Annotated in this window: 14 protein-coding genes; 8 read left to right on the forward strand and 6 right to left on the reverse strand. The window is 32.5% G+C overall.

Features of this window, described 5'->3' with window-relative positions:
• Window positions 1-147: 147 nt before the first annotated feature.
• Window positions 148-1776, reverse strand: a complete 1629-nt coding sequence (locus tag BN863_RS06155; protein ID WP_038528598.1) for an acyl-CoA carboxylase subunit beta — start codon at window positions 1774-1776, stop codon at window positions 148-150.
• Window positions 1777-1923: 147 nt separating this feature from the next.
• Here BN863_RS06155 and BN863_RS06160 point away from each other — a divergent pair, with 147 nt between their 5' ends.
• From BN863_RS06160 to BN863_RS06180, 5 genes are all read left to right on the forward strand, one after another.
• A complete protein-coding gene (locus tag BN863_RS06160) occupies window positions 1924-2286 on the forward strand; it encodes a DoxX family protein (protein WP_038528600.1) in 363 nt (120 codons plus the stop codon).
• Window positions 2283-2813 (forward strand): NADPH-dependent FMN reductase, encoded by a 531-nt coding sequence (locus tag BN863_RS06165; protein WP_038528602.1) that lies wholly within the window; start codon window positions 2283-2285, stop codon window positions 2811-2813. Before BN863_RS06160 ends, BN863_RS06165 begins: the two co-directional genes overlap by 4 nt.
• Window positions 2814-2833: 20 nt before the next feature.
• Window positions 2834-3271: a MarR family winged helix-turn-helix transcriptional regulator gene (locus BN863_RS06170; protein WP_038528605.1), complete on the forward strand. Its 438-nt coding sequence runs from the start codon at window positions 2834-2836 to the stop codon at window positions 3269-3271.
• Between the two features lie 35 nt (window positions 3272-3306).
• Window positions 3307-4029, forward strand: a complete 723-nt coding sequence (locus tag BN863_RS06175; protein ID WP_038528608.1) for a pirin family protein — start codon at window positions 3307-3309, stop codon at window positions 4027-4029.
• Window positions 4030-4170: 141 nt separating this feature from the next.
• Entirely contained in the window at window positions 4171-5364 is a 1194-nt protein-coding gene (locus BN863_RS06180) for an OmpA family protein (RefSeq protein WP_242404075.1), read from the forward strand.
• Window positions 5365-5426: 62 nt separating this feature from the next.
• Here the strand turns inward: BN863_RS06180 and BN863_RS06185 are convergent, their stop codons facing one another.
• Window positions 5427-6599 (reverse strand): MFS transporter, encoded by a 1173-nt coding sequence (locus BN863_RS06185; RefSeq protein ID WP_038528610.1) that lies wholly within the window; start codon window positions 6597-6599, stop codon window positions 5427-5429.
• Between the two features lie 524 nt (window positions 6600-7123).
• Here BN863_RS06185 and BN863_RS06190 point away from each other — a divergent pair.
• Together BN863_RS06190 and ettA are read left to right on the forward strand one after the other, a co-directional pair.
• On the forward strand, window positions 7124-7306 hold the full coding sequence (locus tag BN863_RS06190) for a CAL67264 family membrane protein (protein ID WP_038528613.1): 183 nt from the start codon (window positions 7124-7126) through the stop codon (window positions 7304-7306).
• Between the two features lie 2 nt (window positions 7307-7308).
• Window positions 7309-9000, forward strand: coding sequence for an energy-dependent translational throttle protein EttA (gene ettA, locus BN863_RS06195; protein WP_038528616.1), 1692 nt, complete (start codon window positions 7309-7311; stop codon window positions 8998-9000).
• Between the two features lie 80 nt (window positions 9001-9080).
• On the opposite strand, the gene BN863_RS06200 is transcribed toward ettA, so the two are convergent.
• From BN863_RS06200 to BN863_RS06210, 3 genes are all read right to left on the reverse strand, one after another.
• A complete protein-coding gene (locus tag BN863_RS06200; protein ID WP_038528619.1) occupies window positions 9081-9317 on the reverse strand; it encodes a hypothetical protein in 237 nt (78 codons plus the stop codon).
• Window positions 9318-9393: 76 nt separating this feature from the next.
• Window positions 9394-10164 carry an MBL fold metallo-hydrolase gene (locus tag BN863_RS06205; RefSeq protein ID WP_038528620.1) on the reverse strand — a complete coding sequence of 257 codons (771 nt, stop codon included), beginning with the start codon at window positions 10162-10164 and terminating at the stop codon, window positions 9394-9396.
• Between the two features lie 38 nt (window positions 10165-10202).
• Window positions 10203-11222 (reverse strand): arginase family protein, encoded by a 1020-nt coding sequence (locus BN863_RS06210; protein WP_038528623.1) that lies wholly within the window; start codon window positions 11220-11222, stop codon window positions 10203-10205.
• A 131-nt stretch (window positions 11223-11353) separates the two neighbouring features.
• On the opposite strand from BN863_RS06210, the gene BN863_RS06215 reads away from it, so the two are divergent.
• On the forward strand, window positions 11354-12238 hold the full coding sequence (locus tag BN863_RS06215; protein ID WP_038528625.1) for a hypothetical protein: 885 nt from the start codon (window positions 11354-11356) through the stop codon (window positions 12236-12238).
• A gap of 74 nt (window positions 12239-12312) precedes the next feature.
• Here BN863_RS06215 and hutI read toward each other — a convergent pair whose 3' ends face one another.
• Window positions 12313-13551 (reverse strand): imidazolonepropionase, encoded by a 1239-nt coding sequence (hutI, locus tag BN863_RS06220; RefSeq protein ID WP_038528628.1) that lies wholly within the window; start codon window positions 13549-13551, stop codon window positions 12313-12315.
• Window positions 13552-13718: the final 167 nt, after the last annotated feature.

A 13718-nucleotide genomic window follows, 5' to 3' on the forward strand; every position in this document is an offset into this window, starting at 1 on the left:
TTAGTGGCTTTTTTTATGAGTCAATCTTTTTAGAATTCATTAAAGTCTTTGTTTTAGGTTTCTTAGCGAAGTTGTAAAGTTAAAATGTTTTAAACCTAAAATTAAAGATTTTCCAACAACCAACAACCAACAACCAACAACCAACAACTAAACCTGTATTACGCCTAAATTAAACTTTTTCTCGATAGGGGCGTGGTTTGCTGCCTCAATTCCCACAGAAATCCAAGTACGTGTATCTAATGGGTCTATAATGCCATCGGTCCATAATCTTGATGCCGCATAATACGGCGATACTTGTTTGTCGTATCTTGATTTTATTTCATTAAAAAGTTCTGCTTCTTTTTCGGGTGTAATCGTTTCACCTTTTGCTTTTAAAGAAGCCGTCTCTATTTGTAACAAAACTTTTGCTGCCGAATTTCCACTCATAACCGCTAGTTCTGCACTTGGCCAAGCTACAATTAATCTTGGGTCGTATGCTTTTCCACACATGGCATAGTTTCCCGCGCCATAGCTGTTACCTATAATAATGGTGAATTTTGGTACAACCGAATTACTAACAGCATTTACCATTTTAGCACCATCTTTAATAATACCACCGTGTTCAGATTTAGAGCCCACCATAAAACCCGTAACATCTTGTAAAAACACTAAAGGAATTTTTTTCTGATTACAATTGGCAATAAAACGTGTCGCTTTATCGGCGCTGTCGTTATAAATAACACCACCAAACTGCATTTCGCCTTGTTTAGTTTTTACTAACTGCCTCTGATTTGCCACTATACCAACAGCCCAACCATCAATTCTAGCATAAGCTGTGATAATTGTTTTTCCGTAACCTTCTTTATATTCTTCAAATTCGGAATTGTCTACCAAACGAGAAATAATTGCCTTCATGTCATATTGGTCAGATCTTCCTTTTGGAAGTAAACCATAAATTTCTTCAGGATTTTCTTTTGGATCTAAAGCTTCTGCACGATTAAATCCGGCAGTATCGTAATCACCAATTTTATCAATTATAAATTTTATTTTATCAAGTGCATCTTTATCATCTTTAGCTTTATAGTCGGTTACACCACTTATTTCACAATGTGTAGTTGCTCCGCCTAATGTTTCATTATCTATAGATTCGCCTATGGCTGCTTTTACTAAATAACTACCAGCTAAAAAAATACTCGCAGTTTTATCTACGATTAGAGCTTCGTCGCTCATAATTGGTAAATACGCACCACCAGCAACACAACTCCCCATAACAGCAGAAATTTGGGTAATCCCCATACTACTCATTATTGCATTGTTTCTAAAAATACGACCGAAGTGTTCTTTGTCAGGAAATATTTCGTCCTGTAGCGGTAAATAAACACCTGCACTGTCTACCAAGTAAATAATTGGCAATTTGTTTTCAATAGAAATTTCTTGAGCACGTAAGTTTTTCTTCCCTGTAATAGGGAACCAAGCACCCGCTTTTACAGTGGCATCATTAGCAACCACAATACATTGTTTTCCTTTTATATATCCTATTTTTACAACAACTCCACCAGAAGGGCATCCGCCGTGTTCTTCATACATGTCTTCGCCAGCAAACGCACCAATTTCTATACTTTTAGAATTAGAGTCTAGTAAATAATCAATACGTTCTCGGGCAGTAAGCTTTCCTTTGCTGTGTAATTTTTCTATACGTTTTAATCCTCCACCAAGGCTTACTTTAGCAAATCTTCGTTTTAAATCGGATAGTAAAAGTTTATTGTAATCTTCGTTTTTATTGAAGTTGATATCCATGTAAAATCAATTTGTCGCTAAAGTACGAAAGTTTAAAAATATTTGCTATTAAATCCGTTACATGATATTTTATATTACATGGATATATTTACCTAGGTAATTAAAATAAATTTGTTGTATATTTGCTTTTATATAAATTCAATTAAAATGAAAAGAGACAAAATTATTTTTTATGTAGCTACAGGATTATTATCTGTAATCGTGTTATTTTCGGTAAGCATGTATTTTTTTAAACATGATGATGTTGCTTTAATGTTTACCAATTTTGGGTATCCATCGTATATTATTTACCCTTATGCAGTAGCCAAACTATTAGGATTATTTGCAATATGGAATCCGAATTTTAAAACCATAAAGGAGTGGTCCTATTCTGGATTTTTCTTTGCTTTTATCTTAGCATTTTTTGCACACGTTATGATTGGTGATGGAGGACAATTCACGGCATTATTAGCTTTAATCTTATTAATAGTATCTTATATATTTAATAAAAAAAACTCAGATTTAATATGAAACAGATCATCGCATTTGCAGGAAGTAACAGTAAACAATCTATAAATAAGCAATTAGTTAGTTATGCTTCCAGTCTATTACAAGAGGCGGAAGTAACCGTTTTAGATTTAAACGATTTTAAATTACCATTGTATGGTGTAGACCTTGAAGTTGAGTCAGGTATTCCAGAATCAGTCAATCGTATGATAGATGCTATTAAAAGCGCCGACGGACTTATTATATCGTTAGCAGAACATAATGGTGCATACACTACTGTATTTAAAAATTTATTTGATTGGATGTCTAGAGCAGAACCCAAAACATTTCATAACAAACCAATGTTGTTAATGGCAACTTCTCCTGGAGCACGAGGTGGGGCTTCTGTTTTAGAAATAGCTAAAGATAGGTTTCCACGTCATGATGCTAATATAGTAGCGGAGTTTTCTCTACCGTCATTTTATGAGAATTTTTCTGAAGGAAAACTGATTAATACCGCGTTAAACACCCAATTATTAAATGAAGTAAAACAGCTTGAAGCTGCTTTGTAACTATATAAATACCTGTAATTATGGGAGATTTTTCTAAAGACATCAATTCTACTTTTCCAAATAATAAGGTAAAAGCGATGTTAAACATAATGTTTACCGCAAATTGGATTAGTAGTTACCAAAATTCATTTTTTAAACCTTTTAAAATATCATCTCAACAATACAATATTTTAAGAATTTTAAAAGGAGCAGGAGAACCTTTAAAGGTACAAACAATAAAAGAACGCATGATTGAAAGGTCTCCAAATACCACACGTTTAATGGATAAATTGTATGCGAAACAATTAATAGACCGCATACCCTGTCCTACAGACCGCAGAGTGGTTCATGTAAAAATTACCGAGGAAGGTTTAGTGTTGCTAGAGCATATATCGAAAACTCAAAGAACAGATATTTTGAAAAATTTATCCGAAGATGAAGCAGAACAACTGAGTATGTTGTTAGATAAAATTAGGTAAACACAAATACGTTTTTAATTTAAAAGACAAATAAGATGAAAACAATAGTTCATAAATCAGATACAAGAGGATTCTCAAATCATGGTTGGTTACAAGCAAATCATTCGTTTAGTTTTGCAAATTGGTATAATGAAGATCGCGTTCATTTTGGCGCATTACGTGTCTTGAATGACGATGTTATTGCTCCTAAAATGGGGTTTGGAACACATCCGCATAAAAACATGGAAATAATTACCATTCCATTAGAGGGCGAATTGAAGCATAGGGACTCTATGGGGAATAAGTGGGAATCTGTTTTGCCTGGCGAAGTTCAAATTATGAGTGCGGGAACTGGTGTAGAGCATTCTGAAATTAATGGCTCGACGGATTCTCATTTAAGTTTATTTCAAATTTGGGTAATTCCGAATAAAGAAAATGTAGATCCACGTTACGATCAAAAAGCTTTTGAGGCTTCAGAACGTCGAAATTCATTACAAGTATTAGTATCGTCTATAGGTGATGATTTGGAAGGACCTTTAAAAATCTATCAAGATGCTTTAATTTCTAGAGTAGACTTAGATGAAAATCATGAGATAACTTATCAATTGAAAAGTAATAATCATGGTGTCTATGTAATGCTTATAAATGGTCGTGTAAATGTTTTAGATACTGAATTAAATACACGTGATGCTATTGGAATAAGTGAATTAACTGAGTTTAAAGTCAATGCAGAAGAGACATCTAGTCTTTTATTTATAGAAATTCCTATGCAATTTTAGTCGTAACAGCTGTTTTTTAGGGTTATATGACCTCAAAAAATGGACGTTAATCTTAACATCGAATTTTTATACATTTCAAAGTTTTTATTGTTAGAGGATTGTGTATTTATTTAATTTTATTCCATAAATATCCCCAAACCTATGAAACTAAAAAGAAAAATGTTATTCGTTTTTTTTGTTGCGCTCACGTATGCAACATATTCGCAAAATTCAAAAATTACTGAAATCCCAGACATTACAGAAATGGATTCTACTAGGGTAAGTTCCTGGATTATTGGAATTGGATTTAATGCTGTCGATGATACAGGAACTGTATTTGATGATGTGTTTGATGTCAATGAAGGTTGGAACGCTGTTCCATATCCGTCTAGATTAAGTTTTGGTCGCTATTATAAAAGTGGATTAGGACTAGAAGGTATCTTTACATATAATAGATACAAGGCTGGAAAGTTAGTCGATAATTTTCCTCTTGAAGAAGATGCCAACTATTTTGGTTTAGACACGAGACTGAGTTACGATTTAAATAAAATTATAGGAGAAACCGGTTGGTTTGACCCTTATGTTGGAGCAGGAGTTGGTTTTACAAGTGCAAATAAGAAATCGCGAGGAACTATCAACGCTGTAGTTGGTTTTAGAATATGGTTTACTGAAAATTTTGGAATGGATGTTAACTCCACTGGTAAATGGGGTATGAATCAAAATTATAAAAATCATAAGCAACACGCTATAGGTTTAGTTTATAGATTTATTGATGAAAAAGAATTAAGTAGAAAGAATCAAAAATTATTAGCTCTTCAAGAAGAATTGGCACTGGAGCAGATAAAAATAGAAGATTCTATTGCTCTTGTTAATCAACAGCAAGAAGAAGCTTTATTGTTAGCTCAGCAAGCAGCTAAACAAAAAGAAGATGAAGCAGAACAAGCTAGACTGGTGCAACTTGAGCAAGATAAACTAGAAGCTAAAAATATGGTACAGGGTGAAATTGATAGTCTAGAAAATTTATACTTTGCTTTTGACTCATATCAATTAACAAACACATCTAAAACAGAATTAAATAAATTAATTGGTATATTAAATACATACCCTGAAATAACTTTAGAAATTACGTCTCATACAGATTCTAGAGGTTCCAGAGCATATAACCAAACACTTTCAGAATCGCGGTTAAAAAGTACACTCGATTATTTATTTGATAATAGTATTGATGAGGATAGAATAGAAGGTAAAGCTTTTGGAGAAGATCAATTAATCAATTCGTGTAACGACGGTACAAAATGCTCGGAAGAAATGCATAAAGCAAATCGACGTTCCGAAATAAATATTGTTAAGTTTTAATTACATTATATAATATAAAGAACCCCTAAGGATTACTTGTAATTTTTAGGGGTTTTTCTTTATTATGAAGTTACTATCTGATTTTTAGAACGGTGTTTTCGCAAGAGAATAATACAAAATGCAATTAAAACACCAGATGCAGCCATTGCAGCTCCAACCCAATCGGCAGAGGTAAATCCATATCCCATGGCTATAGGAATTCCTGCAAAATATGCTCCAGAAGCATTACCTATATTAAAGGCACTTTGGTTTAAAGACGACCCTAAAGTTTCTGAACCCTTAGATGCGTTTATAATGGCAACCTGAATAGGAGTAGATAGGCAAAAAGTTACTGCGCCTATAATAAATGTCATGACAAGAACCATAACCTTATCTGATGCTAATATGGTATTTAAAGACAGACAAATTACCATGCAAACTAATGTAATAATAATAGCATATATTGGTGAAAATTTTTCAGCCAGTTTTGCTCCTATAAAATTACCGATAACCATACCTAATCCGGCTAAAATCATAGCGACAGAAACCATTTCTGCGGAGTGTCCTGCAACATCTGTAATTAATGGAGATATATAACTATACCAAGCAAAAAAGCCTCCGGTACCAATAGTGGTTAAGATTATAATTAACCATAACTCAAGGCGTTTGAAAATTTTTAAATCCTCTAAAAAATGCGTCTCAGATGATTGTTTCAATACAGGCATCCAGAGTTTTATGCTTAAAACGACTAATACACCTACAAAACCAACCAACAAGAAGGAGAGATTCCAACTAAAGTGTTTTCCTAAATATGTACCTAAAGGCACTCCTAAAAGATTTGCAAAAGTTAATCCACTAAACATAATAGCAATACCTTGAGCAGATTTTCCTTCTTTAGATAATTTTCCGGCAACAACGGCTCCAATTCCAAAGAAAGCACCATGAGGTAATCCCGATAAAAAGCGTAAAATTATAAAGGAGTTGTAACCTGTGGCAAATGCCGATAATGTATTGAAAACAGTAAACCAAACCATAAGTGCCATTAGAACCTTATGTGCAGGCCATTTACTGGCGATACTCGTTAAAATGGGGGCACCAACAACAACACCTAAAGCATAAGCTGAAATAAAATGGCCCGCTTTAGGGATGCTTATGTCGAATGCGATAGCTATTTCGGGCAAAATTCCCATAATTACAAACTCGGTTAAACCAATTCCGAATCCTCCTATAGCCAAAGAAAGTAGAGCTTTATTCATTTAATATTAATCTGAAAATAAACATTTATATAATGTTCAAATGTAAGTTGACTAATACAGAATTGATACCCGATAAACATAAAATATATGTTAATTCGTAAACTGTGAATTTAAATCCTAATATGGTATTGAATTATTAAATAATGTTTTATTGATTTGCATTTATTCTAGTTCTGGAATTGTCTGTTTTAGCGATTTTGTTTTTCAGCTATAGGTTTCTAATAAAATAAATAGACAATTAAATAATGGATAGCATAGTGGTAATGAAAGTGTAAAGAAACTAAGAACGAATAATTTAATATTAAATAATATGTAGAGATGTTAATTTAATATGATAATGTTAATACAAATAATCTAATTTTAGTCTTAAAAATACGATATTTGTATTTGAATTTGCGCAAAGGATAGAAGTGGCATCCTTTTTTAATGCTTTTTAATTAAAAAAAGATATAACGGATAGCCTGACTTTTTTAGTGGTTATTACTAAAAAAGATGCGCCCTAAAAGAAATAAGATTTACATATTATGGCAATGAATAAAAATACAGTTTTAGCTTGGGCAACAACTATTATGATTATAGTAGGATTAGGTTTAATAGCACTTGGGGCTTTTAGGTATAACGATGTCGCAGGTTGGGGATTTGCCGCGGTTGGCGTGGGATTTTTTGCTATTGCTTGGGTATTTAACGCATTAAAAGGTAGAGTATAATTATGAGCGACGATAAGAAAGTCATTTTTTCAATGTCTGGTTTAACCAAGACATTTCCGGGAGCTAATACACCGGTTTTAAAGAATATTTATTTAAGTTTTTTCTACGGAGCAAAAATTGGGATTTTAGGTCTTAATGGTTCTGGTAAATCTACGTTATTAAAAATTATAGCTGGAGTTGATAAAAATTTCCAAGGTGATGTTACTTTCCTTCAGGATTATTCTGTTGGATATTTAGAGCAAGAACCACAACTTGACGAAGATAAAACGGTAATAGAAATTGTTCGTGAAGGTGCAGCAGAAACAGTTGCTATTCTTGACGAATACAATAAAATAAACGACATGTTTGGGTTAGAAGAAGTTTATTCTGATGCAGACAAAATGGATAAATTAATGGCACGCCAAGCAGAGCTTCAAGATCAGATTGATGCCTCGGATGCTTGGGAATTAGATACCAAATTAGAAATTGCCATGGATGCCTTACGTACTCCAGACGGTGATAAAAAAATTAGTGTGCTTTCTGGAGGGGAACGTAGACGTGTAGCGCTTTGTCGTTTACTATTACAAGAACCAGATGTATTACTTTTAGATGAGCCTACCAACCACTTAGATGCAGAATCTGTGCATTGGTTAGAGCATCATTTAGCGCAATATAAAGGAACTGTAATTGCTGTAACGCACGATAGATATTTCTTAGATAATGTTGCTGGTTGGATTTTAGAACTGGATAGAGGTGAAGGAATTCCTTGGAAAGGAAATTATTCATCTTGGTTAGACCAAAAATCTAAACGTATGGCTCAAGAAAACAAAACAGCTTCTAAACGTCAGAAAACTTTAGAACGTGAATTAGATTGGGTACGTCAGGGAGCTAAAGGTCGCCAGACGAAACAAAAGGCACGTTTAAAGAATTACGATAAAATGATGAGTCAGGATCAGAAACAACTTGACGAAAAATTAGAAATCTATATTCCTAATGGGCCACGTTTAGGTACCAACGTTATTGAGGCTAAAGGCATCAGCAAAGGATTTGATGATAAATTGTTATATGAAGATTTAAACTTCAATTTACCTCAAGCTGGAATTGTTGGAATTATTGGTCCGAATGGTGCTGGTAAAACAACTATTTTCAGAATGATTATGGGAGAACAGGAACCTGATAAAGGTTCTTTTGAAGTAGGAGAGACTGCTAAAATTGCATACGTGGATCAAAGTCATACAAATATTGATCCTGAGAAAACCATTTGGCAAAACTTTAGCGATGAGCAAGAGCTTGTTTTAATGGGCGGAAAAGAAGTTAATTCTAGAGCCTATTTAAGTCGATTTAATTTCTCTGGTGGCGAGCAAAATAAGAAGGTGAAGTTACTATCTGGAGGAGAACGTAACCGCTTACATTTAGCAATGACACTTAAAGAAGAAGGTAACGTGTTACTTTTAGATGAGCCTACCAACGATTTAGATGTAAATACATTACGTGCGTTAGAAGAAGGTTTAGAGAATTTTGCTGGTTGTGCGGTAGTAATTAGTCACGACAGATGGTTCTTAGATAGAATTTGTACACACATTTTAGCATTCGAAGGCGATAGTCAAGTATATTTCTTTGAAGGTAGTTTTAGTGAATACGAAGAAAATAAGAAAAAACGTTTGGGTGGTGATTTAATGCCAAAACGTATTAAGTATAAAAAATTAGTGAGATAATAGTATCTCAATAAAGTTAGAATAAAAACAGCCAACTGATATGAATCGGTTGGCTGTTTTTGGTTTTTACAATTTCCGTATTAGTTAGAACTATATAAATGTCCTGAAGTAAAATTGGAATGTTTAAAATTTTTATCGTCTGTGTCTAAAACGTTAAAATTTGAAAGACGTTCGTTTTCGGCTTTTAATTTATAGGTATTTCGTATTCCTAAAATTAATAATACTAAAAAGATTATTACAGATAGGGCTAACCCAATTATAATAGTCTTTTCTACAGTTAAAAGCCCGATTTTGGTTAATAGTTCGGTTTGAAACATGATAGGTTATTTTATATTAGACTAATAGCGAGGTAAATATAAAATAAAATATCTAAAACATAAAAATTATAAAGACTTAATTTTCTGGATACCAGTTAAGTAATGTAACTTTTATAGATTTATTCTTAGCATCTATTAATGTTTTAAATTGATTAACATCGCTTAAACCATTAGTACCACGATAATGGTAAGGAATAACTTCTTTTGGTTTAAAATCTAATACCGCACTTGCTGCACTTTCTACAGGCATGGTATACGGTAAATTCATACAAACAAAAGCGATATCAATATTTTTTAAGCTACGCATTTCTGGAATATCTTCTGTATCACCCGAAATATAAATACGTTCGTCGTAATTGTTTAAAATGTATCCATTTCCACGACCTTTAGCATGAAATTTAAGCGCTTCTGGTCGCAAATTGTACATTGGGATAGCTTCAATTTTTAAGTGAGCATACTGTTTGGTTTCACCATTACTAATAACTATAGTTTGCTGTCTTAAGTTATCGGTGAATTTATCGGCTACAGCTTGAGGAGCAAAAATTTTGGTATGTTGCTTGACAATTCCTTCTACAGTTTCTAAATTTAAATGATCTCCATGAATATCTGTAATCAAAATTAAATCGGGTTCGTTTTGTCCTTTAAAAGCATCTACACCTCCAACAGGATCTACGTAGATGGTTTTATCGTCTATTTGCAAAATATAAGTAGCGTGAGAAATGGGAGTGATTTTAGTATTATGCTCTTGTTCAAGCATTGTTTCAGGCTCTGTGAATTGAGTTGCAGGCTTAAAGCTGATTAATGTTGCTGCAACAATAAATAAGCTAAATAGATATTTGTGTTTCATGATTTTAAGATTTAAATAATAGATGAATACTGTGCGACTTATTTGGAATGTGCTTGAATAAAATCTGTAATTAAATAGGTGTTTAAACTACCAATGTGTTCGGTGTTTAGATCTGTTACTTGAGTTTTATAGATGTGCAAATATTGAACATGTTCTTGCTTTCCAAAGTAATGTACAAATTGCCGTACTTTTTTTAAACTAAATCCTCCAATGCATGTTGGTTTATTTGTTACTTCTTCTATGGTGTTACAATCTATTTCAATTCCAATTGGTTTGTCTTCCACATAAGATAATGCCCGTTTCATTTCTTTTTTGAAAGATGTGGTTTGTCTTATTTCCATAGCATCATAAGAACTAAAATGAATATGATTCAATTTCGTTATAGTTTTTAAAATGGTATTGGAGAGGTGAATTTCTTGTAAACCAAACATAAAGTAGGTGTCTAGAAATCCTTCAGAAAATGCGTAAGTAAAGCCGTTTCTGCTGTGTCTGCCTTCTTCTGGTTTAAAATTACTATGTGTGTCTAAATTTATAGCACTTATTTGTGTGTTTGCCGCAAGTGCACTACCTTTAATATTACCATAAGCATTATTAGGACCGCCACCAATAACAATAGGTGTTTTACCTGCTTTTTTTATGGTATAAATTAAATGGGTTACATGTTTATCTATTTTAGATACAATTTTTCTAGCTTTAGAGAGTTGTTTATCTATGGAGCAATCTAACTCATTAATTTTAGTAAGTTCTTTTTCGAAACATAAATGTCCTAGAATTAATACATGCTCTGGATTAGTAAATTCGTTTTTTTGAATATTTAAGAGAGATTTTAAGGTGTCTTCCCAAATAGACGATGTTTTTCTAGTACCAAGGTTAGCGAAATCACCAATGGTTTCTGGTAATCCAATTAAAACGTATTTAACATCTAAAGTTTCCAAATGCTCGTATATATTGCAGGCTGGAGGACATAAGTGAACATGCTCTCCAAATTTAGATTCGAAAGCACGAATGTTTAAAAGTCTTGAAAGATCAGAATTGTTAAAAAAAACAAGTTTATCCATTATAAATACGGTTAATTAAAACTTAAAAATAAAGTTTTTTTTGTTTTAAGAACTTAAATTTAATATTATTAAAAATAATTAAAACCAAGAACTGAATAAGCAGTTAGAAATTAAGAAATTATAAACAAACTATGGAACAAAATACATCTAATAACGGATTAAAAGTAGCTTTAGGGATCGCTTTAGTTTTATTTTTAGGAACTGCGTTTTATACCTTCGATTTAATGAAGAAGAAGAATGAAACAGAGGCACAACTTAAAGAAGAGAAGCAATTGGTGATGACAGATTTAAGTAATATGGCTAAGCAATACGACCAAGCTATAAGCGAGAACGACATAGCTAATAATAATTTAATTGAGGCTAGAGGTCGTATTCAAGGATTAATGGATTCTCTTGAAATTTCTGAAACTAACGTAAAAAGCTTATGGAAATACAAGCAACAATATTTAAATATGCAAAAGGAGATGAATGCCTTGTTAGCAGAAAACGATAAGTTAAAATCTGAAAACAATATGCTAGCGACTTCTTTAGACAGCACGCGAACTCGATTGGAAGAACGCAATGTATTTACAGACTCATTACTTGTTCAAAATACTGCATTAGCAGAAGTCATGGAAAGTGCTGCTGTTTTAAATACTGTTGGTTTAAAAGGTTTTGGAGTTATAGAACGTAATTCAGGAAAATTAATACCAACAGAACGTGCTAGACGTACCGATAAACTTCGTGTTTGTTTTACAATTGCACAAAATAATCTTGTACAATCTGGAGATCAAGAATTATATATACAGGTTATTGATCCAAATAATAATGTATTAGGTGTTAATGAACAAGTTATTTTTGGAGAGAAATCTTTAAATTATAGTATGATTAGTCGATTTAATTATGAGAGTACAAGTTTAGATGTTTGCGAATTTGTTACTTCTAGAGATGATGAGAAGTTTGGCGAAGGACGTTATATTGTTAACGTTTTTAATGCTAAATCTTTAGTGTCTTCAACAGAATTTACGCTTAAATAAAACCTAAATAAGATTATAAAAAAATCCCGATTGCTGACTAGCAATCGGGATTTTTAAGTTTGTACCTATTATTTTTATTCTACAATGATTCCGTTAATAATTACGGTTTCAATATTGTTACTTCCAAAGGCATAAGTTAAATGGTTGTATCCAGGTATTTCTTTAGTAATTATAATGTTAGCTTTTTTTCCTCGAGTAATACTTCCAAACATTTTATGAGCTCCCATAGCATATGCTCCATTAACCGTAGCTGCGTTTATAGCTTCTTCAGGTGTCATCTTCATTTTTATACATGCCGTGCTTACTACAAAATTCATGTTTCCACTTGGTGTAGAACTAGGATTAAAATTACTAGCTATTGCTAAAGGTAAACCAGAATCTATAATTTCTCTTGCAGGAGCATATGGTGTGTTTAAAAAATATGATGATGCAGGTAAAGTAACCGGCATAGTTCTACTACTTTTTAATGCTTTTATATCTTCAGCTGTAATAAACTCAAGGTGGTCTACAGAACGTGCATTGTATTTAACTCCCAATTCAACACCTCCCGAGGCTTTAAATTGATTTACATGTAGTTTAGGAACCATGTTGTGCTTAACACCGGCCTCTAGAATTCTATCGGTTTCTTCTAAAGAAAAATAACCTTCCTCACAAAAAACGTCTATATATTTAGCCAATTGTTCTTTAGCAACTTCTGGTATTATGGTATTAATAATCTCGTGTACATATCCAGATGTATTATCTTTAAAGGCTTTAGGAACTGCATGTGCACCTAAAAATGTAGGCCTAACTAAAATATTAAAATCATGTTTTAAACGTTTTATTACACGAAGCATTTTTAATTCAGATTCTAAAGTTAAACCGTAACCCGATTTAATTTCAATAGCACCTGTACCTAAACGCATAATTTCATGTAAACGCTTTACAGATTGCTCGTACAATTCATCTTCACTTATGTGTTCAATTAATTCAGCAGAATTTAAAATATCATCGCCACTGTTAGCGGTTACTTTGTTATTTAACCCATTTATTCTATTTATAAATTCTTCTTCTCTATGTCCTGCATAAACAAGATGGGTATGAGAATCGCACCAAGCAGGTAATACCACTTTGCCAGTTGCGTCTATAGTTTTTTCTGCAATAATACCTCCAAGATTTACCATTGAACCGTATTCTACAATAGTGTCGTGTTCAATAAGAAGGTAGGCATTTTCAATTAAAGGTAACTCCTGCATGTCTTTTCCAGAAACTTTAGAAATTCCATGAGTTCGTGTTTGTATTAATTGTTTTATGTTGGTTATAAGTATAGACATTAAATTTAATTTTTATTGCTCCATAAATTTATAAAAATATATTTACTTATAGTGAATTACTAGGCATTAGGTTTTAATAAATACATGCTTTTTATCCCTTCTTTTTCAACTATAAGCTTTGAAATATTTTTTCTGAATTAATCGCTGTATAAAATATTTTATTTTCT

It is taken from the genome of Formosa agariphila KMM 3901 (assembly GCF_000723205.1).
Lineage (GTDB): Bacteria > Bacteroidota > Bacteroidia > Flavobacteriales > Flavobacteriaceae > Formosa > Formosa agariphila.

Excerpts from the sequence above, each read along its gene's own strand:
- BN863_RS06155 (WP_038528598.1), bottom strand. The coding sequence starts at position 1,776 with ATGGATATCAACTTCAATAAAAACGAAGATTACAATAAACTTTTACTA.
- BN863_RS06160 (WP_038528600.1), top strand. The coding sequence starts at position 1,924 with ATGAAAAGAGACAAAATTATTTTTTATGTAGCTACAGGATTATTATCT.
- BN863_RS06165 (WP_038528602.1), top strand. The coding sequence starts at position 2,283 with ATGAAACAGATCATCGCATTTGCAGGAAGTAACAGTAAACAATCTATA.
- BN863_RS06170 (WP_038528605.1), top strand. The coding sequence starts at position 2,834 with ATGGGAGATTTTTCTAAAGACATCAATTCTACTTTTCCAAATAATAAG.
- BN863_RS06175 (WP_038528608.1), top strand. The coding sequence starts at position 3,307 with ATGAAAACAATAGTTCATAAATCAGATACAAGAGGATTCTCAAATCAT.
- BN863_RS06180 (WP_242404075.1), top strand. The coding sequence starts at position 4,171 with ATGAAACTAAAAAGAAAAATGTTATTCGTTTTTTTTGTTGCGCTCACG.
- BN863_RS06185 (WP_038528610.1), bottom strand. The coding sequence starts at position 6,599 with ATGAATAAAGCTCTACTTTCTTTGGCTATAGGAGGATTCGGAATTGGT.
- BN863_RS06190 (WP_038528613.1), top strand. The coding sequence starts at position 7,124 with ATGGCAATGAATAAAAATACAGTTTTAGCTTGGGCAACAACTATTATG.
- ettA (WP_038528616.1), top strand. The coding sequence starts at position 7,309 with ATGAGCGACGATAAGAAAGTCATTTTTTCAATGTCTGGTTTAACCAAG.
- BN863_RS06200 (WP_038528619.1), bottom strand. The coding sequence starts at position 9,317 with ATGTTTCAAACCGAACTATTAACCAAAATCGGGCTTTTAACTGTAGAA.
- BN863_RS06205 (WP_038528620.1), bottom strand. The coding sequence starts at position 10,164 with ATGAAACACAAATATCTATTTAGCTTATTTATTGTTGCAGCAACATTA.
- BN863_RS06210 (WP_038528623.1), bottom strand. The coding sequence starts at position 11,222 with ATGGATAAACTTGTTTTTTTTAACAATTCTGATCTTTCAAGACTTTTA.
- BN863_RS06215 (WP_038528625.1), top strand. The coding sequence starts at position 11,354 with ATGGAACAAAATACATCTAATAACGGATTAAAAGTAGCTTTAGGGATC.
- hutI (WP_038528628.1), bottom strand. The coding sequence starts at position 13,551 with ATGTCTATACTTATAACCAACATAAAACAATTAATACAAACACGAACT.